General features: G+C 58.6%; 13 protein-coding genes. 8 read left to right on the forward strand and 5 right to left on the reverse strand.

The genetic code is table 11. The features are described 5' to 3' along the window. Nucleotides 1-1,487: 1,487 nt before the first annotated feature. Nucleotides 1,488-2,531 (reverse strand): helix-turn-helix domain-containing protein, encoded by a 1,044-nt coding sequence (locus tag AC2FNN_RS07935; protein WP_170357385.1) that lies wholly within the window; start codon nucleotides 2,529-2,531, stop codon nucleotides 1,488-1,490. Between the two features lie 191 nt (nucleotides 2,532-2,722). Here AC2FNN_RS07935 and AC2FNN_RS07940 point away from each other — a divergent pair, with 191 nt between their 5' ends. The 7 genes from AC2FNN_RS07940 to AC2FNN_RS07970 all read left to right on the forward strand — a co-directional run bounded on the left by AC2FNN_RS07940 (nucleotide 2,723) and on the right by AC2FNN_RS07970 (nucleotide 10,201). Then, the gene (locus AC2FNN_RS07940; protein ID WP_170343540.1) at nucleotides 2,723-4,240 is read left to right on the forward strand and encodes a metal-dependent hydrolase family protein; all 1,518 of its coding nucleotides are present in this window, start codon (nucleotides 2,723-2,725) and stop codon (nucleotides 4,238-4,240) included. A 51-nt stretch (nucleotides 4,241-4,291) separates the two neighbouring features. After that, complete coding sequence (locus AC2FNN_RS07945; RefSeq protein WP_171208892.1) at nucleotides 4,292-5,677, forward strand: metal-dependent hydrolase family protein; 1,386 nt, start codon at nucleotides 4,292-4,294, stop codon at nucleotides 5,675-5,677. Nucleotides 5,678-5,751: 74 nt separating this feature from the next. Next, nucleotides 5,752-7,431: an amidohydrolase family protein gene (locus AC2FNN_RS07950; RefSeq protein WP_170392031.1), complete on the forward strand. Its 1,680-nt coding sequence runs from the start codon at nucleotides 5,752-5,754 to the stop codon at nucleotides 7,429-7,431. A gap of 68 nt (nucleotides 7,432-7,499) precedes the next feature. Continuing rightward, entirely contained in the window at nucleotides 7,500-7,901 is a 402-nt protein-coding gene (locus tag AC2FNN_RS07955) for a hypothetical protein (RefSeq protein WP_496757751.1), read from the forward strand. A 78-nt stretch (nucleotides 7,902-7,979) separates the two neighbouring features. After that, entirely contained in the window at nucleotides 7,980-8,345 is a 366-nt protein-coding gene (locus AC2FNN_RS07960; RefSeq protein WP_170342826.1) for a DoxX family protein, read from the forward strand. Further along, nucleotides 8,342-9,640 carry a carbohydrate porin gene (locus tag AC2FNN_RS07965; protein WP_170364430.1) on the forward strand — a complete coding sequence of 433 codons (1,299 nt, stop codon included), beginning with the start codon at nucleotides 8,342-8,344 and terminating at the stop codon, nucleotides 9,638-9,640. Before AC2FNN_RS07960 ends, AC2FNN_RS07965 begins: the two co-directional genes overlap by 4 nt. Before the next feature lie 285 nt (nucleotides 9,641-9,925). Continuing rightward, nucleotides 9,926-10,201, forward strand: a complete 276-nt coding sequence (locus AC2FNN_RS07970) for a YMGG-like glycine zipper-containing protein (RefSeq protein ID WP_170343544.1) — start codon at nucleotides 9,926-9,928, stop codon at nucleotides 10,199-10,201. Between the two features lie 189 nt (nucleotides 10,202-10,390). Here AC2FNN_RS07970 and AC2FNN_RS07975 read toward each other — a convergent pair whose 3' ends face one another. The 4 genes from AC2FNN_RS07975 to AC2FNN_RS07990 all read right to left on the reverse strand — a co-directional run bounded on the left by AC2FNN_RS07975 (nucleotide 10,391) and on the right by AC2FNN_RS07990 (nucleotide 15,617). Continuing rightward, nucleotides 10,391-11,428, reverse strand: a complete 1,038-nt coding sequence (locus AC2FNN_RS07975; RefSeq protein WP_496757753.1) for an AraC family transcriptional regulator — start codon at nucleotides 11,426-11,428, stop codon at nucleotides 10,391-10,393. Between the two features lie 498 nt (nucleotides 11,429-11,926). Further along, entirely contained in the window at nucleotides 11,927-13,255 is a 1,329-nt protein-coding gene (locus AC2FNN_RS07980; protein WP_496757755.1) for a hypothetical protein, read from the reverse strand. Next, nucleotides 13,252-15,357 carry a tyrosine-type recombinase/integrase gene (locus AC2FNN_RS07985; protein ID WP_496757757.1) on the reverse strand — a complete coding sequence of 702 codons (2,106 nt, stop codon included), beginning with the start codon at nucleotides 15,355-15,357 and terminating at the stop codon, nucleotides 13,252-13,254. The genes AC2FNN_RS07980 and AC2FNN_RS07985 overlap by 4 nt, the downstream gene beginning before the upstream one ends. A 32-nt stretch (nucleotides 15,358-15,389) precedes the next feature. Next, complete coding sequence (locus AC2FNN_RS07990) at nucleotides 15,390-15,617, reverse strand: helix-turn-helix domain-containing protein (RefSeq protein WP_170556196.1); 228 nt, start codon at nucleotides 15,615-15,617, stop codon at nucleotides 15,390-15,392. A gap of 264 nt (nucleotides 15,618-15,881) precedes the next feature. Between AC2FNN_RS07990 and AC2FNN_RS07995 the strand changes: the two genes are divergently transcribed. Beyond that, a partial coding sequence (locus AC2FNN_RS07995; protein WP_496757759.1) for a hypothetical protein occupies nucleotides 15,882-16,897 on the forward strand: 1,016 nt, incomplete at its 3' end.

Consider the following 16,897-nt stretch of genomic DNA (forward strand, 5'->3'; position numbering starts at 1 on the left):
AGCATCCACGATCCATTGTTTACGGTCGTTCTCTTTGTGTTCTTGTGTCATATATCTATAATAGATTGAAACCGCTTCGTTGCACACTTATGGCGTAGCACCACCGTAGATTCAGTAACACCTTGCGGGCGCGGTGCAACCAAGTCCTTGGTTACACCCTTAGGTCATGGCGTAACCAGGACAGTCGGATTTTTGGTTACACGGTTAGGGCATGACGTAACCAAAGAAGTGCGCCCGGGGACACGCGGGTATTGAACGGCCGAAATCGGCCCATAGGATTGTGACTAATCCAAGCGTGAGTAGTGCGACTTGCACGCGTGCAAGTAAGAAAAAAAGGAGCTGACATGAGCGGGGTTGAAATAGCTTTCAATGTTGCAGGCGTAAGCATAACGATCGCGAGCATTTTCTACGTGCTCCACCTCCTGAAGACAGCCGGGCGGGATCGCTTGAGAAGCCCTGAGCTCGAAAAGCAGTTCCGCGCAACGGCTCCATATCAGCTACTCGAAGACTCGGTGTCCAACTAGTGAACATCTTCATCGATTTCGAAGCATCGTCACTGAGCCCGCGGTCGTGATGGATGGAAAACGTATCGCGTGGCTCGAAGTCGGCAAGTTCGTCATGTAGAGCAAGTTCACTTGCACGCGTGCAAGTGAGAACCCAACCGACCGGGACCTGAGGTCCGAAGAGAGTCGCCGGCTATCATTCTCCAAAGTACTCAGTACCGGATTGGATACTGATATCGTGTCTGATTGGTCACTAAATGTTGCTTGGAGAGACTCTCCGATTTAAGACGCATCGGGCCTCGATCAACGGTGGCTCTACCTCCACTTTGGTCAATGGGTCAGCAAAATCATCGCTTACGTTCGCGCCCTGTGGCAAGTGAGCTCCAGCAACCGCAATTCCATTTCTTCCTGCCCCTCTTGCCCTCACGAAGCAAAAAAAGAGAATCGATCGTCAGCTCGCCACCTTGATCTGGAAATGGTTCACGTCGTGCAAAGCCATCCAAAATCAAAATATTATTGTTGGTCCCTTTCCCGAAATATTGCGGCGAGTTGAGGGTGTTGCAGCGAACAGCGGGGTATGTTGAATAGGGGTCCCGATCACCCCGTGCGGGTGATGCCACCCCGTTTTCAACATGGTGCGGAAGTTGCGGAAATATCGGCGATGTACGGCGACCGACGGGGCGGCAAAACGTTGTCCCGACAGAGGTCTCTTGCAAACATATGAAATCCATTGTGGCGACTTAGAGCCGTTGGCGCAGCGCACAGCGAAGGTGTTGGAAGAGCCCAAAGGCGACTTAGGCTATGGGCGCAGCATTTGTCGTTTTGGGCGGCAAGCGGGAGTTCGCTGCGGATAGCATGGAGGTCTCCTTTCCCATCGATTGCTCCCCGCGAAGGGCTCGCCGGTTCATGCATCTCTTCGGCATTACCATTGGCGACCGAGGTTCCAAGAGATTGCGGTAGTCGAGAAGTCGCAGCGGGGTCAGGCTAATCTGCAGGCGCTCCGGCAATTTGGGCCTCTTGTGCCTCCTTATTGCGCCAATCTTTCGGGGATATGCCGAAGTTCCGCGTGAAGGCTCGGGTGAGTGCCGATGTTTCGGACAAGCCGACCAATTGGGCGATCTCCTTGATCGAATGATCAGATGTGGTGAGCAGTTCGGAGGCCTTTTCCATCCGCAGCCGGTTGATCACCTTGGACGCCGTTGTTCCGTAGGAGGACAAGCGCTTGTTCAGCACCTTGGTGGTGATGCTGCACATCCGGGCGGCCTCGCTCACCGTCAGCGCCGGATCGGACAGCCTTGATCGCACGAGAATTTCGAAGCCTTCGAGGTAGTCCAGGGGCACATCGACCTGAACCGGTTCTTCGATATCATTGTCGTGGTTCACGAGGAGTTCGGGGTTGATTGGAAGCGACAGCCAGGCCGCCGGAAAGCGGATGGAGAATCCCCTGTTGTTGCACTTGATGCCCCGCACGCCATGAAACTGCTCCGGCAGCAGGGTCGGATCGCAGAGGCGCAGAACAACCTGGGTTGGATCCCATCGGAAATCGAGAACACGGTGCAGCAGGGAGATCCAGATCCCGACGAGAAAGGCGTCCGAATGGCCCGGCGACACCTCGGGTTCGAAATTGCGACTGGTGGTGAAGTAGGCGTGTTCCTCCTCGATCAGGAGCCGGAAGGACACCGCGTTGCTTTCCTTCGAGACGATCTGGGTGAACCGGGTGAAGAAATCGCCAAGGGTCACCGACTGGCCGAGGAGCGCCCCACGCGGCAGGAACTTCAACAGGTCTGTCTGTTGTCCCGCCAAGGCGCAGATATCCGGCCGGGTGATGTCGGCGATGGAGGCCAGCGCCGCATAGACCGTGTCATGCGGGATGAACTCGGCCGGGTTCAGGACCTGTTCCTCGCTCAATCCATGCAGCCCGAGCGCAAAGGCCGGATCCGCATCGAGCCGCCGCATCATCGCTACGACGGGGCCGAGGACCGTAGCACGTACGAGGGACAAACCGTCCTTTTGTTCTCCTTGCGGCATCCACATCACCCTTTCGCTCTCCGACACGCTACGGGCGCGGGCGCCTGACGGCCAAGCAGAAATTGGCTGAAATTGACCGGATCGGGTCAGAAAAATGCACCACGGGATCAGCGGGTCAAAAGAATCTCGGGGCACATGTGCATAGTGGGAGGATCGGTCCGCAGGAAGACCGACCCCTGGGAGGACACCGAATGACAACACTCAACCTGAAGGCGTTGCTGCCGGCCATGTCAATGGCAATTGCGCTCACGACGCCTGCCATTGCGCAGGATATCCCCAACATTCCCTCGGAGGTCACGCTGTTCAAGAACGTGATGGTCTTCGACGGGGTGAATGACGGCTTGAAAGATGTCGACGTGCTCGTCGTCAAGAACAAGATTCACAAGATTGCAGAGGACATTCCCGAATCCGGCACGTGGGAAGTCGAAGTTCGAACGGGCGGAAGCAAGCGCCTGCCCGATCCTGTTGGCGGTATCGACGGCTATTCTTTCACCATCCAGACCGAACGCGGTATCGAGACCAAAGAGGTCGAGGTCAATGTGATCGACGGCGGCGGACGCACCTTGATGCCGGGACTGATCGACAGCCATGTGCATGTGAATATGTACAAGGATGGCACGATCCCGGGCCTTCAGGACACGACATGGGAGGAGATCGGCGCACGTTCTGCGGCCTTTGCGCAGGAAATGCTGGCGATGGGCTTCACAACCGTGCGCGACATGTGCGGTGCACATGGTGGACTTCGTGCGGTAATCGACGAGGGTTCGCTGCCGGGCCCGCGGATATACTCGTCCGGCGCCTGCCTCAGCCAGACCGGTGGTCATGGCGACTGGGGGATCGCCGGGCAACGCAAGAACGAAAGCAATCTTGAACGGCTGGAGATCACGCGGCTTGTCGACGGCCCTGCCGAAGTGCTCCACGGCGCGCGGCGGAACTTTGCGCTTGGGGCCAACTACCTCAAGATCATGGTCAGTGGTGGTGTGACCTCCATCAAGGACCCGATCTACCAGTCCGCCTTTACAGACGAAGAAATCGCCGCTGCCGTCGAGGTGGCCGGGGACATGGATTCCTATGTCGCCATGCATGTCTTCATGGATAGCGACCTGTCGCGCGCGCTCGATCTCGGGGTTAAAGTGGTGGATCACGGCCTGACCATAACGGAACCGACGATGCAGAAGCTGGTAGAGAAGGAAGCGTTCTTCTCGCCCAACCTGACCGCGTTGGCGCCCGAGGCGCTTGAGCATCCGATGCACCAGGACCCGACCTTCCCGCCGACGGCGAAGTTCCTCTGGTTGCGGAAAAACAGCGAGCAGTTGTTTGATCTGGTGCGGAAGTACAAGCCGAAGATGGTGTTCGATTCCGACTACGTGCTGCTGACCGGTGTGCCGTACCGGCAGTCGATGGACTTCACCAAGGCTTTCATGGCGCGTGAGTTCGGCAACCTCTGGGCCTTGCAGATGATGACCTCGAATGGCGGCGAACTGGCCGCACTGACGGGACGCGGAAACCCCTATCCCGAAGGCAAGCTCGGCGTGATCGAGGAAGGTGCCTATGCCGATATCCTCATCGTTGACGGAAACCCGCTCGAAGACATCACTGCCATCGGCGCTGTCGATACATGGTTCGATGCCGAGCCACGCGGGCAGGACGTGCCGAGCATTCGCGTCATCATGAAGGACGGCAAGTTCTACAAGAACACGTTGAACTGAACTTTCGGCGGGGCGCTGGCCCCGCCGTCAACATTGCGGAAGGGCAAACTTATGAAGCATCTTTTCAAGTCCACATTACTGGCGGGCGTGGTGTCGCTCGCTGCCGGCATGTCCTCTGCGCAGGACGAAGCGCTGCCGCAGACCCTGTTCACCAATGTCCATGTTTTTGACGGCGTGAACGAGGCGCGGATCGAAAACGCCAGCGTTCTGGTCGAAGGCAACCTGATCAAGGAAATTTCGACGGACGGGATCGAAGCGCCCAACGCAACCATGATTGACGGCGGCGGGCGCACGCTCATGCCGGGGATGCATGACCAGCACGTGCATTTGCTGGTGTTCAACCCGCTCAGTGACGGGTTGCGCCAGAACATCACGCCCTTCCATCTTGGTGGCGTTGCAACGATCCGGTCCGAGCGCATCCTGATGAACGGGTTCACGACGGTTCGTGACCTCGGCGGACCGGCAAAGTCCATCGCGCGGATCATCGATACCGGTATGTTCCCCGGCCCGAGGATCTATTCCTCGGAGGCCTTCATCACGCAGACATCGGGCCATGCCGATTTCCGCAAGCTGAACGACCGGCATCCAACCCTGTCGGGGCAAGGCCCATCGCATTGGGTCGACACGGACATGAGCTTCATCGCGGATGGCCCGGAGCAGATCCGCATGGCGGTGCGCGAGAACCTGCGGCGCGGGGCAACCCAGATCAAGGTCATGGTCAGCGGTGGGGTCACGTCCGAGTTCGACCCGCTGCATTCGCTTCAGTACCAGGCGGACGAGATCCAGATGGCGGTCAAGACCGCCGAGCAATGGGGCACCTACGTCACCTGCCACGTGTTCACCGAGCAGGCGATCCGCAACTGTATCGACAACGGTGCAAAGACCGTTGAGCACATCCCGTTCCTGACCAAGGAGGCCGCCGAGATCATGGTCGAAAAGCAGATCATGTTCGCGACGGCGGTAGCCCCGGTCTACTCGGTGACGACCGAACAGGCGGAAGCCTTCTACACGCCAGCCTCGTTCGCCAAATGGAAGAGTGTCCGTGACGCCGCCGCCAACATGATCGAGGTGATCCAGACGACACCGGGCATGATCGACCTCTACACTCTGGGCACCGATCTCATCAACAACTGGGACCAGACGCTTGAGCAGGACAAGAAGATGAACGACGAGTTCAAATACCTGCACGAGGCCAAGTTCAAACCCTTCGACATTCTGCGCATGGCCACATCGAACGGCGCCCGCATGAACCGGCTTACGGGCTTGAACAATCCGTATCAAGACGGCCCGCTCGGCGTGGTCGAGGAAGGCGCTTACGCGGATCTCCTGCTGGTCGATGGCAACCCGCTCGAAGACATCCTTCTTCTGGCCGATCCTGATCCCAACCTGAAGCTCATCATGAAGGACGGCGTGATCTACAAGAACACGCTGGACTGAGGAGAGCGCGGGGCGGTCTCCCTCGTCCGCCCCGCGTTTTTTTGCCCGACGCAATCATCCCGGAAGGACTGACCGTGAAACACCTCACTCTTGCCACTCTCATGGCCCTCTGCAGTTCGATGGCGGTTGCTCAGGAGTGCGACGTCGCGCTTCTCAACGGCCGCGTCATGGACCCGGAAACCAATCTTGATGCCGTGCGCAATGTCTGCGTGACCGGCGACAGGATCACCGCGATCACCGAAGATGCCTTGACGGGCAAGCGCGAGATCGACGTTTCCGGGCATGTAGTCGCGCCGGGATTCATCAACACCCATTCGCATTCCTTTGGCGGCTTCGATCAGAAGATGATGGCCCATGATGGCACGACGACGATCCTCGATACCGAGAGCGGCGTGGCGGATGCCGACCTGTTCTACGACAAGTACGAGGGCAATTCCTTTCTCAACTTCGGTTCCGGGATGGGGCACGAGGAGATCCGGCGTGTCGTGATGGATGGGGTTTCAGTCGAGCTGGCATCCGATCCGACCTACATCCTCAAGTCACGCGGTGCAGCCGAGGAAGAAGACGGACATGCCAGCTGGGCGCTGGATATTCCGACTGCGGATCAGCTCGTCGAAGTCATGACCATGTATGAAAAGGGTCTTCGCGCCGGGGCGATCACCGTCAACACGACGGTGGGATACATGGGATACAACACCTATCCGAAGGAGATTTTCGCGCTTCAGAAAATGGCGAAGAAGTATGACCGCTTCTTTGGCGCCCATACCCGTTTCGGTCCGACCGAGAGCCTGCCGCTCTACTATTCCCTGGGCGCAAACGAGGTGATCGCAAACGCCGTTGCGCTCGACGGGGCCCTGATCCTTTCCCACATCCAGAACCAGGGGTGGGAAGAAATCTACGAGCTTGCGCGCCGCCTGCAAATGCGCGGAATGACCATCTTCGCGGAATACTACCCGGCCATCACCGGCAATCCGAACATCGCGACACCGCAACTGCTGCCGGACAAGATCGAGGCGAACAATATCGTTCCGACCCGCGATATCTTCGATACCAGCACCGGCGAACTCTACGAGTCCGACGAGGAGTTCTTCCGGCAGCAGAAGGAGGATCCGAGCAAGCCGATTTTCATCACAGTCCGCCCCGAAGCAGACCTGGAGCGCTGGATCCACATGAAGGATATTGCGATCGCCAACGACATCGTCGGCTTCACCGTCGATGGCGAACCGCTGCCGATCGAGGCCGATTTCACGGAGTACGGGGGGCACCCGCGCAATGCCGGCACCTATGGCATCGTGTTCCGCGAGGCCCGTGAACAGGGCATCGCGCTGATGGAGATGGTGAACAACGCCTCCTACATTCCCGCGAAGTACTTTTCCAAGGTGGGCCTGAAGGCGATGCAGGAACGCGGCCGGATGCAGGAAGGCATGATCGCGGATATCACGATCTTCGACCCCGACACGATCACCGAAACATCATCGATGAAGAAGGGCATGAACGGCTCCTTCACCAAGGGAATCCCCTACGTTCTGGTGAGCGGGCAGGTCATTATCGACGACGGTGTCGCTAATATCGACCTGCGGCCCGGGCAGCCGATCCGTTACCCGGTCATCGAAGGGGGCGAGATCGATCTGGACCTCGGGGACAAGGAATTCACCTGGCACGCCGACATCGAAACGCCAGAGGATGAGCATTCCGAGTTCCCGCTCCGCCCTGCCGAGCTGGAACACTCCATTCCCGGAGCTCCGGGGCATTGAACCCACAAGAACGGTCAGGGCAGCCATGCTGTACTGACCACAACATCGAAGCAATTCCGGGTGGCAAGATGAACAGGATCCTTCTTTCGACAGCCCTTTGCGTCTCTGCGACAGTTGCAGCGGCGCAGGACACAAAAGACATGCGCACCTTCCTGTTTATCGGCGCATCCAACAGCGCCGCCTGGGAGATGCAGAGCGCCAATCCCGGGGACCGCGCGGCCTCGGTGAAGGGTGGGATCGAGGCGCTCGGCGGCGAGCTTTTGAGCTACTATTGGGGGCTTGGGAACGGGAAGAACTACATCACCGTCGCCCTGCCGGACGACCCCACCTTCATCCAGGCCTTCTATGTCAGCCGTCTCGGTGACGGGTTGCTGGAGGATTACCAGATGATCGAGTTGATGAGCAGCGCCGACATGGCCGAAGCCCTCGCCCGTGTGCCGGAGATCAAGGCGCAGGACGATCTCAAGTAACCGGACTGCACACTCGGGACGATCCAGAAGGGAACATCAAATGAACTTCAGCCCTGTGTGTGTCGGCGGAGTCGTATTATGCAAATAGTTGCCATTGGCCTGCTGTCCGCCTTCTTTCTCTTCGCCAGTTCGATCAAGATCCTTGGCTGGCAGAAGCTCATCTTCGAAACGCAACTGGCGATGTTCGTCAAATACGGGCTGAACCGTCAGATCATGGCGCTTGTCGGTGGTGTCGAGCTTTTCGGGGCGGTGGCGATCTGGTTTCAAGGCAGCTTGCTCGGGCCGCTCGGGGCCGCTGCCCTTCTGGGCACGTCGCTTGGCGCAATCGGTTGTCATCTGATCTGGGACACTTGGAAAGACGGTGTGCCTGCCATGATCACGGCTACACTTTCGGCCTTCGTCCTCTGGACGGGCCGGGATGTCGTACTGGCGATACTTGCATGAGCGGGCCGAAGAAGAATCAAGAGCAACAAGAGAGACCTCATATGGGACAGGCAAGGCTTCTCGGTACGGTCATCGTCGCTGGCTTCTGGTTATCAACCGGAGCCTTGGCGCAGGAAAGCCGGCCAACGTCCGCCCTGGAGGCCGCCGCAGCGGTCTCGCTCGGTGGCCCGGCATCCACGCAGGCCCAACTGGAACAAGACCGAGTGCGGCGGTTGCAGGACTCTCGCTGGCCGGGGCTGGATGCGGCATTGGACCCCTTGGAGGCATCGCGGCAACGCTTTGCCGAACGCACCGGCCTGAACCTCTCCTTCGACTACCAGGCCTATTACCAGTCCGCGACCGAGAGCCTGACCGATATCGACGAGGCCGCCTTGGGCCAGGCGCGCATTCTGGGCCAGTGGACGCTGCTCAATCGCGGCGGCGAAAATCCCGGGCAATTGGTCTTCACATTGGAGAACCGCCATCTGCTCGGCACGGACATCGCGCCAAGCGGGCTTGCCGGGGAAATCGGCTATGCGGGCGTCACCGCAACGACATTCAGTGACACCGACACGACCCTCTCCGTCGCCTACTGGTCCCAGACGCTCGCTGGCGGGAAGGCCGGTTTCGTGGCCGGCCGGATCGATCCTGGAGACTACTCGGACATCCTCGGCTACGTGAACCCACGCACGACTTTCTCCAATTTCTCGATCCTGTTCAGCCCGGTCCTGCCGATCCCCGATCCCGGCTTCGGCATTGCGGGGGGCGGTTTCCTGACCGACCAGATCTATGCCCTCGGTGTCCTGTCGGATGCAAACGGCTCGCTGACCGATGTCGAGTGGTTTCCCGGTGGCCCCGAGTTCTACAAATACGCCGAGATCGGATGGACGCCCGAACGCTCGAAGCGCTTTCTAACCAACGTTCACCTCGGGGTATTTCACGTCGATGAACGCACCGAGGCAGGCGTGCCGGAGAGCTACGGGGCGATCCTGTCTGCCAACCACACGATCAACGAGGAATTCATGATCTACGGACGCCTCGGCTGGTCGGAGGGTGAGGCGCCGATCGCCCGACGCGCAGCCAACGCTGGACTTCTATGGCGGCCGGGCCTCTATGACGACCTCTTTGGGTTTGGCGCGACCGTTGCGGACCCGGTAGATGAAACGCTCGACACCCAGACCACAATGGAGGCCTTCTATCGGTTGGACCTGTCGGACAATGTCGCCCTGACGGCGGACGTCCAGCACATGATCAACCCGGGCTTCAACGATCAGGACACGACCGTTTTCGGCTTGAGGCTGCGGATCAATCTTTGACCTGAGTAGCGGCGGATAGAATGCCGTCTGGTTGGGAGTGTCGTGCCTGCGCCGGAACGGCCCATGCAGCCATCGCGGCCAAGGAGGCGACCCCTTGGATGATTGGCATTGCGTCAGGCGAAAGTCTTGACGGCAGAACAACCGTCGAATTTGGCTTGTTGCTCTGCAATGTCAGCCATTCCAATGAAGCTGTCGGATGCTCTCAAGCGGGGGCATGGCGGTTCGCTTAGATCTTTCCACAGAAGGCGGCCACGGAGGTCGCCACCGTCAGAAAGGTTGGAACCGATGACAAACACCCTCAAGAACACCGTATTCGCCGCCCTTGCCGCCTCACTCGCCCTCGCTGCCCCGATGGCCGCCAATGCCGGTGACATCGGTGAGAAAGCCCTCAAGGGCGCTGTGGCCGGCGCCGTGCTGACCGAAATCACCGGCGGCGACGCCAAGGACGGCCTGGCCCTCGGCGCAGCCGCCGGTGCGCTCGGTGGCAAGATCGCCGAAGACCGGGATCGTCAAGATCGCAAGGACGATCGCAAGAAGGGTGGCAACAAGCACAAGCGCTGATCCCGCAACGAGACAACCGGAACGGTTTACCCCTTCCAACCGACGCTGGAGAGATCCGGCATCTGCTTCAAACCCGTTAGGCCTCATGCCTGCCGGGTTTGTTGCGTCAGGGTGGTTCAGGAAGACGGAGAAACGTGAAAGTGCGGGCCTATGATCCGAGCAGTCCGGCCTCTACTCAGATCGTTCGCCCTATGCCAGGGGCGCTTCTGTTGCTGGCTGCTCCCTGAAGTCGCTGGGGGGCTGTCCGTACCATCTTCGGAATGCCGTGCTGAAGGTACTGGCGTCGCTATATCCGAGAAGATAGGCGATCTCGGTGAGCGGAAGCGTGCTGTTGAGCAGATAGTCCCGGGCCAGAGCCTTTCGCAGATTGGCGACGACCGCTGCGAAGCTCGTGCCCTCGTCGGTCAGTCGGCGGGCCAGCGTTCGGGCGCTCATCCCAAGTTCCGCCGCAATTGCGTCCTGCTGGGCCGTGCCGGCTGCAAGACGCGCCGTGATCTGCCTCTCAACAACCCGGGCCACACTGTTGGGTGTCTGCGGCATCCGAGCCAGCGTGTTCTCGCAAATGACCGAAAGCGTCCGCTGCAAGTTGTCGTCGGCCGTCAACAGCGGCACATCCATATCAGCCGCCTTGAAGGCAATGCTGTTCTCCGCGGCACCAAACAGGACATTGCAGCCAAAGAACCTGTCGAGGGCCTCGGTGCCGGTCAGCCGCTGACGCGCGAACCGAACATGCGTCGGACGGATTTGCCGATTGGAGTAGTCCCGCAGGGCGAAGACCGTGCCAACGGCTCCAAACTCGGCATATTGCCCGGTCGGAATGCTTGCTGGCACATCGTAGTGCCAGGTCAGCCGGGTGGTTTCCGGGCCTTCTTCCATGGCCGTCTTGCTCGCGTCACCGATCACGCGCTGAAAACGGGTGATGTTTCGAAGGTAACCGCCAACGGTAGGTGCCGAAACGCCGACATAGGCGAGCAACCCGGCCTTCCTGACCAGGTCCGGCGACTGTGCCAGGCGGTATCCGACAAGGTCGTCCCTGGTCAAAGCGCTCGCCTTTTCAAACAACCAGGCAGTCTTGTCGAAGGACCAGCGAGCATCCGGGTCTTCGAGTTGAGATCTGGTTATCCCGAACTCCTTTCGGATATCCCGCTCGGAAAGGCCTGTTTTCTTCAACTCACCGACAATGATCTGTCCCCAGATTGCGCTGTGTTTTGGAATCTCGGATTTCATTTCTGGTCCGTAGTCTCGGTGTCTGACGTGTTGCGCCACGTTAAGGCCCGTCTGACCTTCTTGCCAGTTGCCAAAGCCAACGTTCGAACAACGCAACGCCCGTTTCGTTCAATACCCGCAGTGCCTTTCACACACTCGCCACCAAGGTAGGCGCGACGTCGGTCGCGAGTAACTCGAGATCCGTGCGGTGTGACACACCGAGTAGCGGCGCACATCGTCCGGGTTGGGCAGCTTGCTTGTTCGCTGTGGCTTTCGAAGCCGCCATTCTCGGCGCGCTACTTAAAAGTCCGCTCTGGGCCGTTGTCACACATCCCGACAAACTGACTTATCGGAAGCTTTGTCCGCGTTTTTCCAGTTCGCTCAAGCCACAGCGAACGCCCGGATTAGTCACCCGCCCGCTTTTGCCTCCACTTTCGAGTGTCACTCTCTGTACCAAAAAGGTCAGTATTTCTTAGTAGAACAGCTCACCGCAGGGTGTCGAAGTTTTTGAATGCCGTGTCAAAGGTCAAGATCAACGCCCGCTCCTTGATAGGATGACAGCAGAGCACCGAACTCTTCTGCGGCCTGGATGCCGTCCGAATGATCGTAGTAACGCGCTACGGTTGCCTGCGATTTGTGACCGAGCAGCGCGGCGGCGGCACGGCCTGTTGCTGTCATGGTTTCGCTGGCTTGCGTCGCGACGTTGTCGCGCAGCCGATGAATGGAAATGCGGGTTCCAAATGCCTTTTCGGTCATGTTGCCGGTCAATCGGCCGATCTGTTTTTCACTGATCGCGGTGTTTCGGGATTTGATGGATGGAAACACCGCTCCTCCGTCATCGAAGATCGGCCGAAACGACTGACGATATTCCTGCAAAACTGCTGCAAGCCGGGGATTGCGGAGGCTGCGCTCATAGGGGGCGCCCTGCTTTCGATCTTCAGGCAATTTCAGCATGGACGCCGGAATGCGGATGCCGACGGAATTGTCATCTTGAAGGTAAAGACTGCTGCCGAAGGAAAGGCAGGACAGCGCCCTTGCACGCTGCGGCAAGGCGGTTCCGATGGCCAGAATCAATCCATTCCGGTACTGCCGCGCGGAGTCCAATCCTCGCATCTGGGAGGACCGCGCGTTTTCGATATGCTGGAACCCGAGATCCCAGATTGCCGTGGCGCCGACGAGTTGCGTACCCGTCTTTGTCACCGCGCCCTCCTGGTCTGCCCGGTTACGCCAATCCGCGACGACAAAGCTACAGGCCGCGGAAGAAAATCCGGGCTGAGTCAGGCCGATCCCGCTCAGAATACGGGACTGATAGTCTGCTATCGTCCCTGCACCCACAGTTTGTCCATCTTCCGGATCGGCAAAAAGGTATCGACCGAACGCGTCCAATGAAGAGCCCGTTGGTACCATCGAACAGCCTTGGGTCGAACAGAATGCAGCCCATCGCTTCAAGGCACGGATGACGTTCAATGTGTGAGACGCGCTCCACAGCGTTCGACCCAACACCCGCTTTCCTTGTTTGGACAGCGCTATCTGCGCGGCGATGAGGCGATGCCAGTGCTCAGGAAGCTTTTGAAGCAACGTTTCGGCCTCACCCCATGCGGTCTCGCGTGGCGGTTTCTGCGACACTCTATGTTGGCGCAAGACCTGACCAAAATGCGCGGTTCGCTCGGGTCCCCACTTTGTCTTGGCCACTTGCTGAACATAGGCGAACTCGGCCAGTGCCGTTTCGCCTATTTCAGTTTGGCGCCGCGACAGATGTTCCGAAAGTTCAGCCCTTCCCGGAATTGGACCGTCTGGTAATGCCTCACGAATGTCGGCGAGCAGACGCAGATGAGTGTTGAGCGTCATTCAAACCTCCCTTTGGTGTTGGGTTTTGATGAATTCCCCGCGAATTTCTCGTTCAGCTTTTCCTGCCATTCGTCCAGCAACAGGTCTTCATCCAGTTCGGCATAGTAATCGAGGGTCGTCTGAAGGTTTTTGTGCCCCAGCAGACGCTGGACCTTCGGCAGATGATCCGAGCAGTCCTTCAGCCAGATCCACCCGATCAGATGGCGATAGAGATGAGGGTGGATCTGAACACCAACGTGCTTCGCCAAAAGTCGCGTAACCCGCTTGAGAAGCGTGTTGTAGTGCGTGTCGATTGCCTCTTTCCCTTGGCTTGGGAACAGATACGGGTTCTGCTTGTCGCCTGGTTTAAGGATGCGGGGACGGAGGTTCTCCAAATACTTCCGGAGCAATCGGCTCGTGTTTTCGCTAAGCAGGATTGGCAGATCGGCATCCCCCTTCCCGCGCAATTTAACCTCGGCCGCAGGCACAGTCAGACGGACCACATCGCCATGCCAGGACATCCAGTCCAGCCTTGCGCGCAGGACATTGTCGCTACGTGGGGCCCGGCTCATCAGGATGTCATGTGCCAGCGCGGCCATAACGTCGCGGATCAACTCCGCATCCATAACATCGATCTTTGCCGGTAAAGTGCCCGACCTTGCCTTGTGCGCCGTCCGGCGGCGATCAACCTCATCGTTTACCGCGGCGATGATCGATCCCGACAGCCGGACCGTCCCGGTGACCCGGGTCTCGGTAAACTGCTGGAGTTTCGCTTTGTTGCGGGGTGCGATCCCGGAAATGCCGGTATCATGCAGTCTGATGAGATCTGCGATGTCCTTCAGATCTTCCGAGGACCGACTGATGTATCCGGCCGCGATCTTGCGCATGGATTTCAGAACACCGGCGACATAGCCGCTGGGATAATCGCTTTTGTTGCTATCCGCGAGAGCTTCAGCACCAACTTCCAGAAACTCCGGATCAGTCAGCTCTTCGAGTGTCTCAGGAACGACATCCGTCGCAGCGATGATGGCCTTGGCCATGGATTTGACATAGCCACGGCGCCGATCCAGCGTCGACGCGCTCCAACAGTCCGCCCCAACCAGAAACCCGGCATCCACAGCCACTGCGGGCACAGCGTTGCGATTTGATTTCCCAGGTTTCTTCAGGCGGTTTTTCTTTGCATCTCGCAGCCGGGCTTTCTTGTCTGACACCGGCGCTTCCAGCGCATCAAGTGATGCAATGAATTCCGAGCGGGACTGGCCATCGCGTGACATTTTCCCTGTCACCCAGGGTGCGACGCGGGTTTCAAATTCCGCCAGCAGTGGCGCGATCAACGCCTCATCGACACCGAACTTGTCGCGACCATCTTCAAACGGATGGGTCGCTGCGACAAAACCGAAGCCCGAAAGATCTGCATGCGTCGACAGCTTGGCCAGCAAGGTTGAGATCTCGCACACATGCTTTTTGCAACCGGCCTCTCCCTTGGGCGAAACGTCAATCCGGTGACGGTAATAATCTGCCAGGGTGTCTGTTGAAATCGAGCGTGGGTCGATATTTGCGTCGTGCAGGAAGACCAGGAACGGTCCCGATGCGACCTTGGACGACGTGGGAAGGTCGCTGGCCTGGATGGCTCTGTACGCTTCCCCATACATCCCTCCGATATCATCGATCCGGCGTTGTCGCTGGCGCGATTGACCGCCGGCGACGGCTTTCACCAAAGCGGATCGATACGTTGCGAAACTGCCTTTTGTCAGATTGACGCTCGCAGGACCGTTGCGATCGAAAAAGTCGATGACATCCTGCTTGCAGGCCACTTTCAGCTCTGGTGTCCAGCCCGCGTTGCGGCACAGCCATTTCAGCTTTGAGACGAGGCTGGTGTCGCCTTTGACCTGCGCGTTGGCGATAAGATCGGCATAGGTTTGCGGCGGCTCCTTCCCAAGGCTCAGAAAATCGCGACCGGTTGCTTCGGACAGCGCCACAATCGTGGTGTGGCGGGGCGTGAGACCGGGGATGTTCAGGATGTCAGAGACAGCTTTCGCGTTCAGTCCAGCACGCAGCGAAAGCGCCCGTCGGGACTCTCCGCTTGTCTCGAGATATGTTTTCAATTCCTGTGCAAGGGTCATCATCCTGGCTCCGTCCTTTTGTTGGTGACCGGTCATTCGAGTTCGAGATCCGGCCTTCCCTGGTCAGGCCGGACGCGAAGCTCGAAGATCGCGAGCCATTCGTCTTTGATGGTCCAGGATTTCCCCAGCTTTGCGGCTTGCAGCTTGACCGGCCCGTGTGGTGTCGGGCAGCCATGATTGATCCAGTCCCGGATCGTGTGGGGATCGCGCCTGAAGATTTCGGCGATTTCATTCACCGAGTAGTATTTTGGAGCCTGCATCCTTTACCTCCTGTTTTATGAGGAGGAATTGGGTCCAATCGGCGTCTGACGGAAATTTCGAAGGAAAGTTTTTGCCGTTGATCACCCAGATTTCGATGCCAGCGGCCCGGGGTCGAACCACCGCCAGTTCAACAACTTTTGGGTCACGCCGGTAATAGATGTCTTATTTCCGGTCCGCCCCAAATCTTCCAAACCAACCTCAATTTCCCAGATTTCCGGTGCAGACCCAGGTCATTGCCAACGACGACAACACGGAGACTGGCGATGACCATCACAGATACCAAACGAAGCACTTCGAGAGACGGAAGTGGGCGCTTCACTGGGCAAGGCGCGTTCGACAGTGACGCACCGGCCCCAGTGACGAATTTCACCTCTTTGGAAGACGCAAATCGAGACCTGCGGAAAGCCTTGGAAGCGGCTGACGCGGTTTTGACTCCAATGGATCAGGACAACACAAAGATCCCAACAATCGTCTGCCGCGCCAGTCCCGGCGCAGGCAAGAGCCGGCTTGCAAGACTGCTCCTGGCTGAAAAGGAAAAACGCGGCACGGACCAACATGTGTCCTTTCACCTGCCAACTCTGGCTTTGGCTGAAGAGGCCGCGTCAGATGCCCGCGCTTTAGGTTTGGATGCCCAAGCGATCCGGGGGCGTTCGGCACCGCACCCGGATGGGCGAGGAAGTATGTGCGCGCGAGCTGAGTTGGTGGAGCGGGCCAACCGCCTTGGTCTCTCAGCACAGCAGAGCTTCTGCCGACGCGAGGATACCGATGGGACCGAAAAGTTCTGTCCGCATTTTGAGGAATGTGCCTATCAAGCGCAGTTCCGCGATGGGGCTAAACACAGCTTTCTTGCGACAAGCTATCTGTCCCTGCCTGACCCGGCTGAAAGGTGCGATCTGCGGATCGTCGATGAAACCTTCTGGCAGCAATTCCTGTCGATCCAGGATGTGTCAGCGGCCGCGTTTACATATCCACGCACCCATTTCCCCGCTGCGATGGCCGGGCAGCACGCCAGCTTGTTGAACGCCGCGAAACAGGTTGTTGCAGCTTTGATGGACATTGCATCCCCGTTGTCTTTGCCCTTCTCCAGCGAGGACTATCTGCGGTTGAGTGATTTGGAATGGATGGGGAAAGCACCCTGTCCCGACCTGTCTCCCGAGCAAAATGAGGCGTATCAGGCCAAATTGCTTGGAAAGGCGGAACAGAACCACCGGCATGTTTCCTGGTTCGCTGCGCTTTGGCGGACGCTGGCCGATGCTAAGGCAGCGGGCCTATGCACAAC

This window comes from Ruegeria sp. BHSA118 (genome assembly GCF_059613405.1).

Bases quoted from the DNA above. Each gene is read 5' to 3' on its own strand.
- AC2FNN_RS07985 (WP_496757757.1), bottom strand. From the start codon at position 15,357: ATGACCCTTGCACAGGAATTGAAAACATATCTCGAGACAAGCGGAGAG.
- AC2FNN_RS07980 (WP_496757755.1), bottom strand. From the start codon at position 13,255: ATGACGCTCAACACTCATCTGCGTCTGCTCGCCGACATTCGTGAGGCA.
- AC2FNN_RS07935 (WP_170357385.1), bottom strand. From the start codon at position 2,531: ATGCCGCAAGGAGAACAAAAGGACGGTTTGTCCCTCGTACGTGCTACG.
- AC2FNN_RS07955 (WP_496757751.1), top strand. From the start codon at position 7,500: ATGAACAGGATCCTTCTTTCGACAGCCCTTTGCGTCTCTGCGACAGTT.
- AC2FNN_RS07970 (WP_170343544.1), top strand. From the start codon at position 9,926: ATGACAAACACCCTCAAGAACACCGTATTCGCCGCCCTTGCCGCCTCA.
- AC2FNN_RS07940 (WP_170343540.1), top strand. From the start codon at position 2,723: ATGACAACACTCAACCTGAAGGCGTTGCTGCCGGCCATGTCAATGGCA.
- AC2FNN_RS07990 (WP_170556196.1), bottom strand. From the start codon at position 15,617: ATGCAGGCTCCAAAATACTACTCGGTGAATGAAATCGCCGAAATCTTC.
- AC2FNN_RS07945 (WP_171208892.1), top strand. From the start codon at position 4,292: ATGAAGCATCTTTTCAAGTCCACATTACTGGCGGGCGTGGTGTCGCTC.
- AC2FNN_RS07975 (WP_496757753.1), bottom strand. From the start codon at position 11,428: ATGAAATCCGAGATTCCAAAACACAGCGCAATCTGGGGACAGATCATT.
- AC2FNN_RS07960 (WP_170342826.1), top strand. From the start codon at position 7,980: ATGCAAATAGTTGCCATTGGCCTGCTGTCCGCCTTCTTTCTCTTCGCC.
- AC2FNN_RS07965 (WP_170364430.1), top strand. From the start codon at position 8,342: ATGAGCGGGCCGAAGAAGAATCAAGAGCAACAAGAGAGACCTCATATG.